This window comes from Listeria rocourtiae FSL F6-920 (assembly GCF_000525975.1).
Taxonomy (GTDB): Bacteria; Bacillota; Bacilli; order Lactobacillales; family Listeriaceae; genus Listeria_A; species Listeria_A rocourtiae.
Window position 1 is genome coordinate 22458 of the sequence record NZ_AODK01000052.1, and the last position, 15617, is coordinate 38074.

Sequence of the window (15617 nt, forward strand, 5' to 3'; positions counted from 1 at the left end):
TTATGAGTCCAGCTTATCATGTGTTGTAAACGGATACAAAGAGAAAAAGTTCCTATCACTAGGAACTTTAAGTAAGTCAACAGCAAGCATTTGCTTTGTTGAGAGTCTTCAGTATATAACGCTCCAACAAAGCATCGACATCTTGAACGATTAATCTTTGTTCAAGTCTCCGAATACAAATGCTTTTGCTTGATTTGTATAAGATTCACGTCTTACTCACAAAAGGCTCGTGATATCTTACCTACTCTTTTGCGAAAATGCTTTTTCAGCGACCTTTGCATCGCTTACACCTTTCCTTAGAATCGTTTTCTCCATAAGTAAATACCGCTAATGAAACAGAGAATGCCTAAGAATATTTGCCCCATAGATACATTAGAAGCATCCCCTGTTACTGGGAGTCGCGCTCTGGCCGCTGTTTGAACGGCATTATTCCCTGCCTCTCGTAAACTTGTGATGGATATGCTCGTACCTTTTGTGAGGATAGTTGTTGCTACTGGAATAGCTAGTTTTCATGCATCGAAACTTCTTCTAAGAGCGCCTGCTCCCACTTCAACACCTTTTTCATCAAGGTTGTTTCGTTCCTAAAACCTAAATTATGATATAATGATACTAATATTCGTTACAAAAAGGGAGGAAGAATCATGACTCTATTTTCAACACATTTTGTTTCAGAATCGCTACAATTGCGAACATCTCTACAAGTTTTTCTACCTGATCAAATCGATAAAGAAAAACCAATGCGACTACTATATTTATTGCACGGCTTATCAGATGACGACACGGCTTGGCTTACCAATACATCGCTCGTTCGCTATGCCGAAAATCGCAATATCGCCATTGTAATGCCACAAGTTCATCGTAGTTTTTATACAGATATGAAAACAGGGAATCGGTACTGGACTTTTTTGAGTGAGGAATTGCCACGCCTTGTGCATCGCTGGCTTAAATTGCCTACTGAACCTGAAAATACATATGTTGCCGGTCTATCTATGGGTGGTTACGGTGCCTTCAAGTGGGCGCTACACTATCCTGAAAAATTTGCAGGGATGGCCTCGCTCTCCGGTGCGCTTGATATTGTGGCTCTGCGTGAAGCTAGGCCAGAAGGAGAAGCCGAAATGCTAGCGACATTTGGTCCGATTGCATCACATCGTGGCTCCGAAAATGATTTACTCACTTTGATAGATAAAATCACTGGAAAGCTACGCGTTCTACAACTTTGTGGTACAGAAGACTTTTTATATAACAACAACCTTGGATTTAAATCGCGTATGGAGCAGACCGATTTGCTTTATACGTATCAAGAATCACCTGGTGAGCATAATTGGGAATACTGGGATTACGGTATTCAAGTGGTGCTTGATTGGATTGATAAAAAGGAGATTTTGCATGACACATAAACGAAAAAGCGCGAGTATCTTGTTCACAATAAGCGCCATAACCGCGATTGGTTTTATCGTAATGTTAGTCGGAGTGGCGACAAATGCACATTTCACTCAACAGTTCGATACACATTGGATTGATATGATTCGTGTTAATATAACAGCATCTAAAACCGATTTCATTGCTTTTATTACAAATTTCGGTGGGGTCGGAGCTATTGTCATGATGTCCATTACACTTCTACTCATCTTCATCCTTCTAAAGCGCTATACAATCGCTATCTGGTTTGCTAGTGTTGTCTTGTTTGGCGGTGCGCTTTTACCTTGGCTTATAAAACAAATGATTGCCCGCCCGCGCCCTAGTGATATGCTAGTTGCACAAGGCGGCTACAGTTTTCCAAGTGGTCATGCCACTGGTTCCACAGCATTTTACGGGATGATTGCGGCACTTCTTATTATTGTTTGTTCGAAAATTTGGCAGCAGATTCTGGTTGGGCTCGTCGCGTTTCTTATTATTGTGACGATAATGTACACTCGCGTTTATCTCGGCGTTCATTATCCATCTGATGTCACAGCTGGATTCTTACTCGGTAGTACGGTCGTTTTATCTGGTACGGCCCTGTTGTTAATGTACGGTCACAAATGTCACAGCTACCTTATCGCGCATAACTGGAAGGATAACTATCTAAAAAAAATAAATGAGAAAAAAACGATTCTTCGGCTCTCTTTACTTCGAGATACCAAAGAATCGTTTTTATTAGCCACGTTTATTTCTGGCGCTCTGAATCAGATTCCAAATAACCAATATCAGCACCACAACCAATAAAATATTAATCAGTCCTCCAGCGATATGGAAAATGAGGCCCAACACCCAAAAAGCGAGCAGAACAACAATAATTATCCAAATGATACCAAGCATATATACCCCTCCTTGCTTTGTGCCATCTATATCTTTACCACACTTACAAAAGGGCAAACATCCATGTTTTAGAAACTGATGACTATTTTACCTTTAGCGTGGTGCGTTTCACTTAAAGCATGTGCATCATAAACACCTTTTGCAGAGAATGGGAATGTAGCTCCGACAACTGCTTTTACTTTACCAGCCGTCATTAACTCTGCAAAAGCTTGCAATTGTTCCCCACTAGGTGCCAACCAAATGCTTTTCGCAACGACATTTTTTGCTTTTGCCAATTCTTCATCAGGCGCTCCTACAATAGAAATCAAGCGCCCTGTATTATCTTTCAAGACGCGGAAACTATCCTTCTGAATATCCCCGCCCATCGTATCAAAGACAACATCGATATCTGTCAAAACTTCCGCGAAATTCGTTGTCTTATAATCAATCACTTCATCCGCACCAAGCTCTTTCAAGAATGCCGCATTCTTCTTACTTGCCGTCGTAATCACATACGCCCCAGCATTTTTTGCTAGCTGAATCGCAAGTGTACCAACGCCACCCGCACCAGCATGAATCAAAACTTTTTCGCCAGCTTGCAGGTTCGCATGATCAAATAATGCTTGCCATGCGGTCAAACCGGCAAGCGGAATCGATGCTGCCTCATCAAACGATACATTATCTGGAATTTTAGCAAGTAAAGGAGCATCAATTAAGGCGTATTCTGCATACGTTCCAAATCGGGTCGTTTCAGGACGAGCAAAGACTTTATCTCCGATTTTCCAATCCGTCACATCCTCGCCAACCTCTGAAATCACGCCTGCTGCATCCCAACCAAGAATGATTGGAAACGGCCAATCCATCATTTGCTTTAAATACCCTTCGCGGAGCTTCCAATCAATCGGGTTGATTGATGTCGCCTTCATTTCAATAACAACTTGTCCAGCGCCCGCTTTTGGCATCGCAACCTCCACTTCTTTCAATTCCTCTTTACTACCATAATTTTCAATAACAACTGCTTTCATCATCAATTCCTCCTCTAAAATGAACGCGTACTATTCATCAACATCCGTTCTAAAATGTCCGCAAAATTCAATAATTCTTGTTCGGTTAAACCATCTAATAACTGCTTCTGGAAAGCTTTTTTCTGCGCCATCAATTGCGTTAGCCTTGTTTCGCCAAGCTCCGTGAGTCGAATAAAAGTGGCTCGGCGATCTGGTGCACGCTTCTCGCGAATGAGCAAACCGTCTTCTTCCAATTTCCGCAAGTGCCTCGTAATCGCTGCAGCATCCAAATTCAAACTATGTTGTAGCGCTTGTTGATTTTGCTCATGACCACAAGATACTTGATAAAGTAACTCCAACTTGGTCGCGCTCATTTGCAGCTTTGCCTCAAATGTTTGATTCATATTTTTGCATAGCTGGTGCATTTTCGCGAGCAATAGCGCGCGCTCCGAACAACCATCATCCATTACCCTTCCTCCATTCTATTATTACTTGACGTATCAATTGACACATCAACTATCTTACTCTTTTTCATAAAATTGGCAAGCTATCTGCTCGGATGGTATAATTTTCACAAATAAGACTGGGAGTGCAAGACAAATGACTACCGACGACAAGATATTTATTTCACTGATTTCGACGACAGGAAAAGTTTTATTAGCAGAAAGTGGCGAGGGAACTATCATGATTGAAAAGCAACTGCATGAAATTTCCGAACTATTCGGCTATCAATTAAACATTCTATGCTTAAGCGAGTATTTAGAAATAACGGTTTACCACGGTGATGAGCATATTTATCACTCGATTATTCAAGCAACACCAGGAATCGCATCACTATCACGCATATCTGCTGTAAAAACATTACTTTATGACATTAACAGTGGTTTGACACTCGAAAAGGCAAACGAAAAAATCCAAGAAATCGCAACAGCACCTGCTATTTACCCTGCTTGGCTACGCGTTATAGGTACGTCTTTTTTCGCGATGGGATTTGCACCGCTCGTGTTTGCGACATGGACGGAAATTTGGATTAATGGGGTTTTAGGGCTCGTTTCGGGTCTTCTCTGTGTTGTTTTAGAGAAAACGCGATTCGGTATTCTTTTTCCATTGATTGCTTCTTTTACTATTGGAATAATCGCTTTAACCTTTTTCTACGATACCGCGATGAGCTACGGGCCGGTGTTTTTGATAATTCCCGCGCTCTTCATCTGCATTCCCAGAGATACGATGTCGGCTGCTGCTGGTGAAATTTTTTTACGGCAAATTAACTGCTGGATCAGCGCGGTTAATCTCTGCATTTATGTGCTTACTACAGATGGTAATCGGAATTTTGTTGGCGATGGAAATAACGAATGTGACATCTCATGCACTAGACAAAGGTGATATTGCCAACACCTTGAATCCAGTGTTCCTCCTGTTGTTCATCATTGTTTTCTGCTTCGGATTATGTTTAACATTTAACGTTCCAATGTCCTATTTGACACGACTCGCGCTTTTTGCTATCCTGACTTACGGTGTGCAATTCGGCTTCAGTCAGCTCAGTGGTGATTTAATTGGCACTTTTGTTGCAGCGATTGTTGCTGGTGTTTTATCAAATATTTATACCAAATCCCCTTCTCAACCACCGCGTGTTGTCCTTTTTATCAGTAGTTTCTTCATTTTGACAGTTGGCTCAATGGGCATCGAAGGGCTCTCAAGCATTATCGGTGGCTATGTTGTTGAAGGAACACGTGAAGTTATCTCAATGATTATCCTCTTCCCAACCGTGACTATTGGCATAGCAATTGGCTACTTAATTTCGACACAAAAGAAACAAATGCAACAAAAAAAATTAAAAATCCGCTGTTATCAGTCATGGAATGATTATATAATGAAGATAGTTCCACAAAACAAGATAAGAGGAGAGAATTTTAGAAATGAGAAAAGTCATCGGGATATTACTTCTTGGCTCCATTCTACTTTTAGCAGCATGCGGAAGTAATGAAAAAAGTCAAGAAACCACTAACGATACAATGACATTACAATTAGATGAAAAAAAAATAGTAGCTGACAAAAATGATATTTTCACAGTTACAGGAAAAACAATACCCAACGCTTCCGTTAGCATTGGCGACGTCTCGGTGGACGCAGATAAAAAAGGAAAATTCGAGTTAATGCACGTGTACGAAGGTGATAAGTCATACAAAATTGTGGCGAGTAAAAAGGGCTTAGGCGACAAGAGTACTACGATTCATGTCACACAGCCTGTCGCGGTGAAAGACGCACAACAAAAAGCAGAAAATGAAACGAAAGAAAAAGCGCAACAAGAAATAGAAGCGAAAGCCAAACCAAACGCCGCAAAAATCTCATTTGCGATGTTACAGAAAGATCCAGATAAATACGCACGCACTGCCTATTATATAAAAGGACAAGTCGCGGAAGTGATAAATGATGGACCAACTATTTATCTTAAAGTAAATATGACACAAGAATCTGGTACTTGGAAGGATCTTGTGACCGTTATTTATACAGGCACAACAGATGCCCAAAAAGGTGATATCATTGAAGTTTACGGTACCATTTATGGCACGTATGCATATGATGGCCCAAACGGTGCGACAATTACAATGCCGGGGATTACGGCTAGTTTAATTCGGGTTGTAAAATAGATAGCAAAAAATAAACTAATATGAGTAGGTAAAACCACGGCTACGGTCTTACCTACTCATATTAGTATTTTTTTAAATCACCATTAAAAATGAACCATTTAATACATATCATCTTTGACAACCCACTCAAATTGTGTTAACTTGAAGAAGAACACACTAACACAGAAAAGGAGTAAGCATTATGCAAACAAAGAAGCTCTCGAAAATTATTTTAGCTCCACTACTCACTACTGTACTTGTAATCGGACACTTACTTTCACCAATCACTGCGACAGCATACACAATATCAGAACCAGAAGAAACCTCTCTTCCAATCCTGACATTTGAAGAAGCGAAATCTGGGGATACACCTGATGAATTCTTAGTTCTAGATACTTCAAGCTCCCCGATGCTTAGAAATGCTATGCTTGGCTATTCAAAATGGACTTTAACATCCCAAGTTAAGCAAAAAAACAATACATTTATAGCTTGGCATCCTAACTTCAAAGGATATAAATATAATGTTTCATACTATTATTTCAGTTCCTCACAATTTGCTAAAATGTCAGTAAATCTGGGATACGGCCCTATATCTCTAAGCATAAATAAATCTAGTGGCTCAGGAATTGCCATTAAATCCAATCCTAAGAAATGGACTAGGCCAGGAGTATATGGCGATATTTACAAAAATAAGTATAATATTAAAAAGTACAATGGTGCTAATATCTTAACAGGAACTTCAACAAAGTATACCAGTACCGTTAAAAAGCAGTATGTCAAATCCGTAAATAAATAGTTTAGGAGCGCTAATATGAATAAAAAACTAGTAGCATCCATTGTTATTGTATTAGTAGTTGTAGGCATTTCCATATATAGCAATGTTCAGAGTGAAAAAGTTGCATCACTAGTAAGAGTGGACAATGTTAATTTTGTACCAACCAATGAACCAGTAGATGCTACTTCTATAGGGAAACCTATTGGACAAGTCAATAAGAAGATAGCTAGGCAGACAACGCCTACCAGAAATAACGAATCTAACTCACTAAGTGTTGGTACTAAACTCTACGAATTCATAGGGGACAAGCAACCTACTAAGGTTCTCGTGTATGAGGATGATGGCTCCAAATATATTGCCCGTGAGAATATTGTGAATAAGTAAAAAAAGAAACCCTCGAACCTCAAATTCGAGGATTTTGTTGTGCATTCTATTTTTAAAATGCTTACCATCATAATGTAGCAACTATCATAACAATAATCGGTAAAAAAATAAGCACTGCTAAAATAGATAATACTATTTTCCACGTTTTGCTCAAGACTTATTCTCCTTTCAATATTAAATTAGAACGGCTTGGCTGTTACTAAATAGATGACCCTTCCTTTTCAAAATTAGTACTACATATATCTATTTATTTCTTTATACAAAGCTAACTGAGATTTTTAAACTTTATTTTAGCAAATATCAAGGCATTCTGTAAAACAAAAAAATTTGACAGAGCTAGAATCGCCCTGCCAAAAGTTTTTTATAATGGAGCGTAGGGGGTTCGAACCCCTGACCTCTACACTGCCAGCGTAGCGCTCTCCCAGCTGAGCTAACACCCCGTATACCTTGAAAAGAGTTTAGCACAGTGACTTAATGGCTGTCAACCATTTGTGCTTTACATCCTAAAAATTAGCTCCACAAGCAGAGAGAAAAAAGTGACCGCCAAACTTCTATGCTGGCGGCCTCCTTACTACACTAATTTCTTCACAATAGCTAACAATGTTTTAACATCTTCCACCCTTGTCGCGCCTGTTTCTGCATCAACAATTGATGTATACACATGCGGAATAACTTGTTTCACACCGGCATCCAACGCAATTTTCAGGATGGCTTCGAAGTTACCTAAATCAATTCCACCTGTTGGCTCTAACGCAAAATCAGCTTCTGCGCATGCTTTGGCAACGGCACGGAATTCAGGTTCTGTCGCAAGGCCTTTCATCGGAAAATATTTAATGGCATTCCCGCCCATATCTTTGATGAGTGCAATCGCCGCTTCGATTGGTACGATAGCTGTTTCAGTAACACCGGCACTAATGGCTCCTGTTGAAATATTGACATAGCCAACTTTTCCAGTCGGTGAGACGAGACTGTTAATCCAGCCAGGTTTTGCATCAAGGTTGGCACGAGTAACTCCTACCGCTGGGAAAACTTGATTGATATGATTTCCTGCGTACTCTTTTGCAATAGCTGCTACAACACTTGCTTGGCGAGCGTCACCTGCACCGAGTCCCACAGAAACTGCGTCATCGATTTTTGCGCCATATTCGCGCATTGCCGCAACACCGGCTTCAACTGTAGGATAATCTTTTGATAACACGCCAACAACGACATGTCCTTCTGCCGCATCAAAAACTTCCTTGGCATTCTCTACTGAATTCGCTAATACATTTAGTACCACGCGATTTTTATAAAAACGGTCTTGTATTGTACTCATTGAAACACTCTCCTATTTCCTTATTTTATACAATGAAACGCTTGATTTCTGCTGCAATAACCGCTACATCATCTCCTTGAAGAGAACGCGAATCGATATCAAAAAATCCCTGAGTAGCACCGTAATCCCGTGTATAAATAGCAATTGGGCCACTTCGGAGTGCCTGAACTAGTTCTACCGCACTTTTTCCAACTTGTTGTGCATCGATTTGGATACGTGCGCGAAAAATAGGACGCCCAGCCTCATCTTGTACTTCTGTAACAGTGATTCCTGCGTCATTTGCGAGATCCGCTGCTAATTTTTGTACGACTTGCTTTTGTATAGCACTCGTATCAGTCTTATTCCAGTATTCTTCAAGTGCTGCGAGTAAGCCAAACGTGCTTTCTTTGCCGACTTTCATGCTACGACCGATGCCATGAAGCTGTGTTTTTACCCATGACACATATTCTTTGCCACCTGCGACAATACCTGTTGTTGGACCTTCAATTGCTTTGGAGCCACTATATATCGCGAGATCACCAAGTTGGACATATTTTTTGAGATTGTCTTCTGCCGCCGCATCAATTATGAGCGGAATATTATGTGCCAAACTGATTTCACGCATTTCTTCAACTGAAAGCATATTTTTCTGTACAGCATGATGGGATTGAACATATAAAAGTGCCGCTGTTCGTTCATTGATAGCGTCAATCACGTGATTTTTGCGCCCCTCGTTTGCATATCCCACTTCTATACGGCGACCACCACCGAGCGCAATCATCGTCTCAATAGGTGCGCCGTATTGGACATTATGTCCTTTTAGCAAAATAATCTCGTTTGTGGTAATGGCTTCTTGATGCAGCTTCATCGAAATACCAACGCGTCCCTTAGTTACCATCGCAGCGACGGAAAGCGCAATACCGCTCGAGGCCGAATTCACGACGACCGCATCTTCTGATTCCACCATTTCGGCAATACGCGCACCTGCTTTATCGACTAAATCCGCAATTTCAACATAATTTTGCCCGCCTTGTTTCATCGCTTCAAAAACCGTATCACTCGGCGCTGACACACCAAGAATGCTCATTCGGCCACTCGCATTGATAACGCGCTTCAGACCGTATTTTTCGTTTAAATTTGTCATGCTAAAACTCCTTCACTTTTATAGTGGGAAAAAGATTCCTAAAACCATCGCACCGATAATCGCACCACCAGCAATGGGCTTTTTCCAAGCGTAAAAAATCGCTGCTCCAATAATCGAGCCAATCCCAACTGGAATCGAGGCTGTACAAGCGCTTAAAACAATGAGTGGACCTAGAAAGCGACCGGATGTATTGCCCGCTCCCATCATCACATCAGCACCAAATGTTGAGTTTGACTGACCGACTGTAAAATGACGAATTCCAATAATAATCGCACCAACTGCAAGACCTAGCACCGCACCAGTTAAAAGCGATACCGTAAAATTGGTCAGTGGCAAAGTTATCCCTGCACCAAGCAACAAAGCTGGCACTCCAATCCCAATACCTGTCTGAATAGCACCACCAATATCTAATATCCCAACGAGTGAACCTTCCAAAATTCGAGCAAACAAGAAACTCGCGCCAAATGCTGCAGCTGCACCGTAGCCGCCACCTTCCATCCCCGCTTTTAACAAAGCCACAATCGCAACATCATTAAACGCCCCGACATGGTACACATAGTACATATGCGTCCCAGCAAACACGCCTGCTGATAAAATCGCGACAAATAGCATGAAACTCCAATCCGCAAACCAAAAATTCTTTTTATCAATCTCCGTTATATGTTCCATTATACTACACCTCTTGTCCTAATAGTCTGTGAAAGTCAAGCAACCACTCTGGCACTGGTAAATGCATACTCTTAATCAGCTCAATATCAAATCCGCGGAAAAACGCACTCAATGCGAACAAAATAATAACAGATATTAGTAGCGTTCGTGTTAACTTAGTCCAACCACTATCATCAACACCCTTACCAATCAAAATACCGAGCACAACACCTGGAACCGCATTCCCCATAATAATATGCGCTAATCCTCCAAAAATCGTACCCCAAACACCAGCACGTTTACCTGCATCAAGTGCCGCCAACCAAAAAATAACAGGCATAATTGGGTTAATCAAAAGTGTTGCCGCGGGAACAAGTACTTTCTCCGCAATATCTTTTAAAGAACCTGGAATCGCGGCACCCGTTGAATTCAAGAATGCAACAACGAGTACACCGACAATCGCACCCGCAATTGCCATTTTTTTCGGATTATGTAGCGTATCCTCCACGATCCTACCTTTTCGAATAAGCGATGCCGCCGCCCAGTTTGGAATAATCCGATGATCGACATCTTGCGTGAACGCTCCTGTTGAAACGACCGAAGCCCAAGCGTTAAAGAAGAATCCAAGCCCAAATGAGAAATGACTTGCCGCATCGCCCGCACACGCATTTAATTCGCCAAGTGTCCGAAAAGCGCCCATCCCTTGTGTCGTTGGAGCGTGAAACATCCTTGCTGCACCAGCACCAACACCAAAACCGACAAGACCACCGATGATAATCGATTTAAAAATAATAATAAAAATATCCATAGTTAGTACCTATCCTTTCGCAAATTTTTTCACCAGTTTATTTTTCGTATAGTCTTCCGCGTTAAAATTTACTTTTTCAATATGCATCACAGCTAGCTCCAACGCAATCTCCAGCTCCACTTCAAATTCATGGCGAATACGTGGAAATAAGAAAAAGAAAAATGTCTCTTTATAACGCTTTTCCGTTGCCGTTAGTATCGCAACATCACGAGGCTCAATTCGCAAAATCATTGCACTCGGATACTTCGCCATCACTTGCCTCTGCACCTGGCTGAGTGCCGCATTGACCGCATGCTGTTTCGTTTTACCTTTTCCAATAATTCGCACAGTTTCACGTAGATTTTCCTGCATATTATTGCTTCTCCGCTTGCGCTTGAAAAGCTTTGACCAAACGTTCACCAAGCTCTTCCACATCCATAAAACCAAAACCAAGCACCGTTTTGCCGTCTTGAATCGCCGTCACGCCTTCTTCAATGGAACGCATACCATAATGGGCCGGATAACCATACTTCGTCTGTGCCGTCAAAGCCCCAGCACCACCACTACCACAAAAAGAAATGCCAAAATCCGCGTTGTTTTCCTTCATCACGTCACCAAGTCGCATATCCGCGCCCATTCCTGGCACAACAATCGCCTTCGCTCCGGCTTTTTCCGCCCCAGCCGCCACGTTTTGACCTTTTCCTAAACGATCTGCAATCACCACTGTAATTTGATTCATCTTCATTTCCTCCTCTAATTTAGTTTTGCAATCTCAAAATGAGTCGACAACAAATATTTCTCATCTTCATGAATACCTGAAACCATCCCACAAATTCGTGCAGCCAAGTGAAGCGAACCTTCCGAAACCTCATCAAAAAGTGTCTTATCTTCAATCGTTAGCGCCTCGCCTTCTCGACCACGCCGTATCATTGCCGAAATATGTGAAGCAAGACCCAATTCCTGGGCTGACTCGAGCGTAATCCCATCACGCTTCGCCTCCACTTTCGCGGCCTTCATTACCTTTTCAAAAAATATCGCATCACCACTTCTCTCTGAAATCATTTGCCAATCCGCCTCAAAACTCATCCATTCCAAACCACCCGTCCCGATTTAATTGTCATTTTTGGCACGATAACCTTTGCTGTTTCGCGCACCTCACCATTCGAATCTACAAGTGACATTTTTTTATCCACCACATTAAAAACTGTCACATCCGCTATCGTTCCAACTTCAAAAGTTCCCTGTTCATAAAGGCCCAACGCCTTACGCGCTCGACTTGTAACCGTCGCTACAACTTCTTCTAACGGATAGTCTAACTGCAGCAGCTTCGTCATTGTTGTCATTAAACTACCTACTGGCGTTTCTATATTTCGCTCATAAATATCCGTACTCGTTGTAAATGCTGTATCGTATTTCCCTTTAAACTGGCGCAACGTTTCATAACTAAAACTAGCCGATCCATGCCCAATATCAAAAAGAACGCCACGCGCCAAAGCCTCTTTCGCCTCTGCAATCATTTCCCCATCCGCGTCCAATATACCATGCTGCTTCCCGTGAAACGCGTGCGTCACAATATCTCCTTTCCGCAGCAACGGAAAAATATCCGGCAAATACGGAGGCGGGTTCCCAATATGAATCATAATTGGCACATCCAGCGCATCCGCCACTCTCCTGGCATGCTGTAACGGTTTAATATCCTGATCCCGCACAACAGAGCCACTCATCCGCGCCTTCAAACCGACCAAATTTGGTTCCGCCTCAAAAGCCACCTGCGCCTCTTCCACACTCATCAAATCAGCCGGATCAGCAAGCTCTGAAAGCCCATCACAAAGCCCTTTTCGCGCAATATTCAAAAATGCCAGCACCTCCGTATCATGCGTCTCAATAATCGTTTCCCGGAAACGTGCCAAACCATCGCTCCCCGTACTTCCAGCATCCACAATCGTCGTCACGCCTTGCTGCACACCAACGCGATCCGCATCAATCCCGATAACCGCTCCATCCTCATATACATGCACATGCATATCAATGAAGCCTGGTGCCACATACCCCCCACCAGCATCAATCACTGTTGCTACTGAGCAATCAACCTCATCCACAGCAACAAATCGCCCGTCCCGTATACCGATTTCACCCGCTTCCCGCGTCAAATCATCTGGGTCCAACACACGCCCATTGCGAATCAACAACTCCATTCTTTTCACATCCCCTTACTTAAAATAATAGACAATCGCATCCAGTTCTGCTTCCTGAAAATACAGCCCACACTGCTCAAAAACCGCCGTCAAACGTTCTTTCAACTCCCATCGTCCACTATCCTCACTCGCCAATACCAAATCATACTGCTTGTTGAAATAATAACGCTGTACCATCAAAAAGATATGCAATAGCAGCCCATTTTCCAATTTTCGGTCCATTTCATCTGCCAAAACATCCTTAACTTGCTGGTAAGCCTCGAATCCTTTTAAAATAATCTCCTCACTAATCTCCTCGTGGCTACTCTGCCGCACCAAGTCCACCGCTTCGTACGCATCAATCACCGCAGGCACTTCTAACAAAATCCGCGCCACTTCCTGCCTAATCATCTCCAAATCCGCCTTTTTTGGTAAAGCGTCCGTCACAACGACCGGCAAAGTCGATTCAATTGGAAAAACGCTAATAATCAGCTCAATCGCATGCTTCTGGCACATCTCCTCGACCTCCACAATCGAACAATACGCCACCATTTCCACCTGCCCAATCCCAGCCTCAACACGATTCTTAATCAAGCGCGCCACTCCACGCCCCGTCGAACAAACGTAAAGCGTCCGCACCTTTCGCTGGTGCACCTGCTGATTTTCAAGCGACACAAGAAAATGCAACACAATAAAAGAAATAAATGACTCCTGAATAACCTGCTCATTCGAAATGAATTTTTTACAAGCTTCATACACATGCCCAAAAAGCGTCGGATACTGCTGCTTAATTTCCGAGTTCAACGGATTAAACTCGTTCCCAGGTAGCCCGCCCTGACCTAAACGCAACGATAAATGCGCAAACAAATTCGTATACAATTTCTGATCAAGCCCATAATCCACACCTTCGCGCCAAGCCACAAACTCAATCATATCCTCCGTCAATTTGGCAATATCCGTCTCTCGCATCCCACTCGCATAACTACCGACACAATACCGATACTCCGCTCGTAACAACGGAAACTCCTTCTGCAAATACACCCGTTGCATAAAGCCAATAAAACTCCGCCTGATATCTGACTTCTCCGCGCCAATGTCCAGCACCTGATAGCCCTCCATCGCATGCCCCATCTGCAAACGCTTCAGCGAAATCGTCAATCGAATCAAAATAATCATGATATCCAACTGTTGCCAAATCTCCCGTGACTCCTCCTGAAAATAATGCGCCAATGCCGATTCTACCAACTCATACTCCGGTAAAATTCGACTATCAAACATCGGCTGAAAATTCCGTTCCCGGTCTCGCCTCGTAATCCGCGTCGTCATTTTATAAACCTCATAATTATTCATATTACTCACCAACAAGTGCTCCAACAACGACCGCAATCGTCGTTCCTCACCCAAAACTCGGTAACCACTACGCTGTTCTCGCTCAACTCCACATGAAATCGTCCCGCCAACCGCTCAACCTCATTCATATCCGCCAAAATCGTATTCCGACTCACATCAATCTCATCCGCCATCAAAGCCGCCGTCACATAGCCCTCACTAAGAAGCAACATCACCAAAATCCGCCGCACCCTCATGGTCCTACTCGTATACAACTTCAAATGCTCTGCTTGCGACAACTCATGACGCAACTCCATCAACAAACTCGCATCACACTCCAACCAATAACCCTTATTCGGCTGCGAAAACAACGCCACCTGACGCTCCGAAAACCAATCCCGCACCCGCTCCAAATCATATTTTATCGTCCGAATACTAACCCCCATCTGATCCGCCAAATCTCTCGTCCGCACAACCGCCGAAGCGCTAAGCAGCTGATTCACAATTTGCAATTCTCTCCGCCCCAACATAATACCTGCCTCCATCTCATGGACTACACTTTCATTATAGAATTAAACCGCTTACTTTTACAGACAAAAAAGGATGCCCCTGATTAGTGCAATTTACTTCTTACGTTTTATGGTATCAGAAAATCTGGGTGACTGTAAGTATGAAAAATCAAAAAAAGCCTTGCAACCCCAGCATGCTAATTTGCCAAGGTTACAAGTTTTATGGTACTGCTTATGATTTTGCTATATTCCTAAAATTCTTGATATATTGCGCTAGAATTTGACTGGAGGTATTTTTAAATAGGTCTGATATAAATGCGAGTTTATTTTTTTTTGTAATACACCTAGACAAAAAAAGCCTGCGAACCCAGTGTAAAACCAGACTCACAAGCTCATTATACATTCTACATCGATTTCATATTCACATACGTTCACATGAATATTGGGGTTGTCACAATCCAAGATTGAACAACCCCAACAATGCGGCCGAGAGGACTTGAACCTCCACGGGTTTTACCCCACTAGGCCCTCAACCTAGCGCGTCTGCCATTCCGCCACGACCGCTCTATTAACACTAACTAATATTATATTATTGCTTCCCAAACATGTCAATAATAATTTCAAAAAAACATGAATATTTATTCATAACCAACCTATGATTACAC

Annotated in this window: 20 protein-coding genes and 2 tRNA genes; 7 read left to right on the forward strand and 15 right to left on the reverse strand. The window is 42.4% G+C overall.

The features are described from left to right. Window positions 1-641 precede the first annotated feature (641 nt). Entirely contained in the window at window positions 642-1397 is a 756-nt protein-coding gene (locus PROCOU_RS14095) for an alpha/beta hydrolase (protein ID WP_036073574.1), read from the forward strand. Further along, window positions 1387-2205 carry a phosphatase PAP2 family protein gene (locus PROCOU_RS14100; protein ID WP_051994430.1) on the forward strand — a complete coding sequence of 273 codons (819 nt, stop codon included), beginning with the start codon at window positions 1387-1389 and terminating at the stop codon, window positions 2203-2205. Before PROCOU_RS14095 ends, PROCOU_RS14100 begins: the two co-directional genes overlap by 11 nt. On the opposite strand, the gene PROCOU_RS17585 is transcribed toward PROCOU_RS14100, so the two are convergent. The 3 genes from PROCOU_RS17585 to PROCOU_RS14110 form a co-directional block, all read right to left on the reverse strand. Then, on the reverse strand, window positions 2137-2298 hold the full coding sequence (locus tag PROCOU_RS17585; protein WP_133619793.1) for a lmo0937 family membrane protein: 162 nt from the start codon (window positions 2296-2298) through the stop codon (window positions 2137-2139). The two genes, PROCOU_RS14100 and PROCOU_RS17585, sit on opposite strands and share 69 nt — an antisense overlap. Before the next feature lie 68 nt (window positions 2299-2366). Continuing rightward, a complete protein-coding gene (locus PROCOU_RS14105; protein WP_036073576.1) occupies window positions 2367-3302 on the reverse strand; it encodes an NADP-dependent oxidoreductase in 936 nt (311 codons plus the stop codon). 14 nt (window positions 3303-3316) lie between these two features. Then, window positions 3317-3748: a MarR family winged helix-turn-helix transcriptional regulator gene (locus PROCOU_RS14110; RefSeq protein ID WP_051994431.1), complete on the reverse strand. Its 432-nt coding sequence runs from the start codon at window positions 3746-3748 to the stop codon at window positions 3317-3319. Window positions 3749-3881: 133 nt separating this feature from the next. Here PROCOU_RS14110 and PROCOU_RS14115 point away from each other — a divergent pair, with 133 nt between their 5' ends. From PROCOU_RS14115 to PROCOU_RS14135, 5 genes are all read left to right on the forward strand, one after another. Further along, a complete protein-coding gene (locus PROCOU_RS14115; protein ID WP_036073578.1) occupies window positions 3882-4664 on the forward strand; it encodes a threonine/serine exporter family protein in 783 nt (260 codons plus the stop codon). Next, the gene (locus PROCOU_RS14120; RefSeq protein ID WP_159101239.1) at window positions 4597-5262 is read left to right on the forward strand and encodes a threonine/serine exporter family protein; all 666 of its coding nucleotides are present in this window, start codon (window positions 4597-4599) and stop codon (window positions 5260-5262) included. The genes PROCOU_RS14115 and PROCOU_RS14120 overlap by 68 nt, the downstream gene beginning before the upstream one ends. Next, the gene (locus PROCOU_RS16795; RefSeq protein ID WP_133619798.1) at window positions 5198-5929 is read left to right on the forward strand and encodes a hypothetical protein; all 732 of its coding nucleotides are present in this window, start codon (window positions 5198-5200) and stop codon (window positions 5927-5929) included. The genes PROCOU_RS14120 and PROCOU_RS16795 overlap by 65 nt, the downstream gene beginning before the upstream one ends. A gap of 181 nt (window positions 5930-6110) precedes the next feature. Continuing rightward, the gene (locus PROCOU_RS14130; protein ID WP_036073581.1) at window positions 6111-6704 is read left to right on the forward strand and encodes a hypothetical protein; all 594 of its coding nucleotides are present in this window, start codon (window positions 6111-6113) and stop codon (window positions 6702-6704) included. Between the two features lie 15 nt (window positions 6705-6719). Then, window positions 6720-7067, forward strand: a complete 348-nt coding sequence (locus PROCOU_RS14135; protein ID WP_036073583.1) for a hypothetical protein — start codon at window positions 6720-6722, stop codon at window positions 7065-7067. Between the two features lie 367 nt (window positions 7068-7434). On the opposite strand, the gene PROCOU_RS14140 is transcribed toward PROCOU_RS14135, so the two are convergent. The 12 genes from PROCOU_RS14140 to PROCOU_RS14195 form a co-directional block, all read right to left on the reverse strand. After that, window positions 7435-7507: transfer RNA gene (locus PROCOU_RS14140), tRNA-Ala, on the reverse strand. Window positions 7508-7638: 131 nt separating this feature from the next. Next, a complete protein-coding gene (gene dagF / locus PROCOU_RS14145) occupies window positions 7639-8382 on the reverse strand; it encodes a 2-dehydro-3-deoxy-phosphogluconate aldolase (RefSeq protein ID WP_036073586.1) in 744 nt (247 codons plus the stop codon). Window positions 8383-8407: 25 nt separating this feature from the next. Beyond that, window positions 8408-9505, reverse strand: coding sequence for a DgaE family pyridoxal phosphate-dependent ammonia lyase (locus PROCOU_RS14150; protein WP_036073587.1), 1098 nt, complete (start codon window positions 9503-9505; stop codon window positions 8408-8410). An 18-nt stretch (window positions 9506-9523) separates the two neighbouring features. Next, on the reverse strand, window positions 9524-10174 hold the full coding sequence (locus tag PROCOU_RS14155) for a DUF4310 family protein (RefSeq protein ID WP_036073589.1): 651 nt from the start codon (window positions 10172-10174) through the stop codon (window positions 9524-9526). A 4-nt stretch (window positions 10175-10178) separates the two neighbouring features. Then, a complete protein-coding gene (locus PROCOU_RS14160; protein ID WP_036073592.1) occupies window positions 10179-10961 on the reverse strand; it encodes a DUF4311 domain-containing protein in 783 nt (260 codons plus the stop codon). Window positions 10962-10970: 9 nt separating this feature from the next. After that, a complete protein-coding gene (locus PROCOU_RS14165; RefSeq protein WP_051994433.1) occupies window positions 10971-11312 on the reverse strand; it encodes a DUF4312 family protein in 342 nt (113 codons plus the stop codon). 1 nt (window position 11313) lies between these two features. Further along, entirely contained in the window at window positions 11314-11679 is a 366-nt protein-coding gene (locus tag PROCOU_RS14170) for an SFCGS family glycine-rich protein (RefSeq protein WP_036073595.1), read from the reverse strand. Between the two features lie 14 nt (window positions 11680-11693). Then, a complete protein-coding gene (locus PROCOU_RS14175) occupies window positions 11694-12026 on the reverse strand; it encodes a hypothetical protein (protein ID WP_051994434.1) in 333 nt (110 codons plus the stop codon). Continuing rightward, window positions 12023-13135 (reverse strand): amidohydrolase/deacetylase family metallohydrolase, encoded by a 1113-nt coding sequence (locus tag PROCOU_RS14180; RefSeq protein WP_036073598.1) that lies wholly within the window; start codon window positions 13133-13135, stop codon window positions 12023-12025. Before PROCOU_RS14180 ends, PROCOU_RS14175 begins: the two co-directional genes overlap by 4 nt. A 15-nt stretch (window positions 13136-13150) precedes the next feature. Beyond that, window positions 13151-14464: a PRD domain-containing protein gene (locus PROCOU_RS14185; RefSeq protein WP_244266334.1), complete on the reverse strand. Its 1314-nt coding sequence runs from the start codon at window positions 14462-14464 to the stop codon at window positions 13151-13153. Between the two features lie 5 nt (window positions 14465-14469). Then, window positions 14470-14973, reverse strand: coding sequence for an HTH domain-containing protein (locus tag PROCOU_RS14190; protein ID WP_036073603.1), 504 nt, complete (start codon window positions 14971-14973; stop codon window positions 14470-14472). A 460-nt stretch (window positions 14974-15433) separates the two neighbouring features. Next, window positions 15434-15516: transfer RNA gene (locus PROCOU_RS14195), tRNA-Leu, on the reverse strand. Window positions 15517-15617: the final 101 nt, after the last annotated feature.

What these genes read in the sequence shown, in the direction of transcription:
- PROCOU_RS14095 (WP_036073574.1), top strand. Translation starts at nt 642, where the DNA reads ATGACTCTATTTTCAACACATTTTGTTTCAGAATCGCTACAATTGCGA.
- PROCOU_RS14100 (WP_051994430.1), top strand. Translation starts at nt 1,387, where the DNA reads ATGACACATAAACGAAAAAGCGCGAGTATCTTGTTCACAATAAGCGCC.
- PROCOU_RS17585 (WP_133619793.1), bottom strand. Translation starts at nt 2,298, where the DNA reads ATGCTTGGTATCATTTGGATAATTATTGTTGTTCTGCTCGCTTTTTGG.
- PROCOU_RS14105 (WP_036073576.1), bottom strand. Translation starts at nt 3,302, where the DNA reads ATGAAAGCAGTTGTTATTGAAAATTATGGTAGTAAAGAGGAATTGAAA.
- PROCOU_RS14110 (WP_051994431.1), bottom strand. Translation starts at nt 3,748, where the DNA reads ATGGATGATGGTTGTTCGGAGCGCGCGCTATTGCTCGCGAAAATGCAC.
- PROCOU_RS14115 (WP_036073578.1), top strand. Translation starts at nt 3,882, where the DNA reads ATGACTACCGACGACAAGATATTTATTTCACTGATTTCGACGACAGGA.
- PROCOU_RS14120 (WP_159101239.1), top strand. Translation starts at nt 4,597, where the DNA reads ATGGTAATCGGAATTTTGTTGGCGATGGAAATAACGAATGTGACATCT.
- PROCOU_RS16795 (WP_133619798.1), top strand. Translation starts at nt 5,198, where the DNA reads ATGAGAAAAGTCATCGGGATATTACTTCTTGGCTCCATTCTACTTTTA.
- PROCOU_RS14130 (WP_036073581.1), top strand. Translation starts at nt 6,111, where the DNA reads ATGCAAACAAAGAAGCTCTCGAAAATTATTTTAGCTCCACTACTCACT.
- PROCOU_RS14135 (WP_036073583.1), top strand. Translation starts at nt 6,720, where the DNA reads ATGAATAAAAAACTAGTAGCATCCATTGTTATTGTATTAGTAGTTGTA.
- dagF (WP_036073586.1), bottom strand. Translation starts at nt 8,382, where the DNA reads ATGAGTACAATACAAGACCGTTTTTATAAAAATCGCGTGGTACTAAAT.
- PROCOU_RS14150 (WP_036073587.1), bottom strand. Translation starts at nt 9,505, where the DNA reads ATGACAAATTTAAACGAAAAATACGGTCTGAAGCGCGTTATCAATGCG.
- PROCOU_RS14155 (WP_036073589.1), bottom strand. Translation starts at nt 10,174, where the DNA reads ATGGAACATATAACGGAGATTGATAAAAAGAATTTTTGGTTTGCGGAT.
- PROCOU_RS14160 (WP_036073592.1), bottom strand. Translation starts at nt 10,961, where the DNA reads ATGGATATTTTTATTATTATTTTTAAATCGATTATCATCGGTGGTCTT.
- PROCOU_RS14165 (WP_051994433.1), bottom strand. Translation starts at nt 11,312, where the DNA reads ATGCAGGAAAATCTACGTGAAACTGTGCGAATTATTGGAAAAGGTAAA.
- PROCOU_RS14170 (WP_036073595.1), bottom strand. Translation starts at nt 11,679, where the DNA reads ATGAATCAAATTACAGTGGTGATTGCAGATCGTTTAGGAAAAGGTCAA.
- PROCOU_RS14175 (WP_051994434.1), bottom strand. Translation starts at nt 12,026, where the DNA reads ATGAGTTTTGAGGCGGATTGGCAAATGATTTCAGAGAGAAGTGGTGAT.
- PROCOU_RS14180 (WP_036073598.1), bottom strand. Translation starts at nt 13,135, where the DNA reads ATGGAGTTGTTGATTCGCAATGGGCGTGTGTTGGACCCAGATGATTTG.
- PROCOU_RS14185 (WP_244266334.1), bottom strand. Translation starts at nt 14,464, where the DNA reads ATGAATAATTATGAGGTTTATAAAATGACGACGCGGATTACGAGGCGA.
- PROCOU_RS14190 (WP_036073603.1), bottom strand. Translation starts at nt 14,973, where the DNA reads ATGTTGGGGCGGAGAGAATTGCAAATTGTGAATCAGCTGCTTAGCGCT.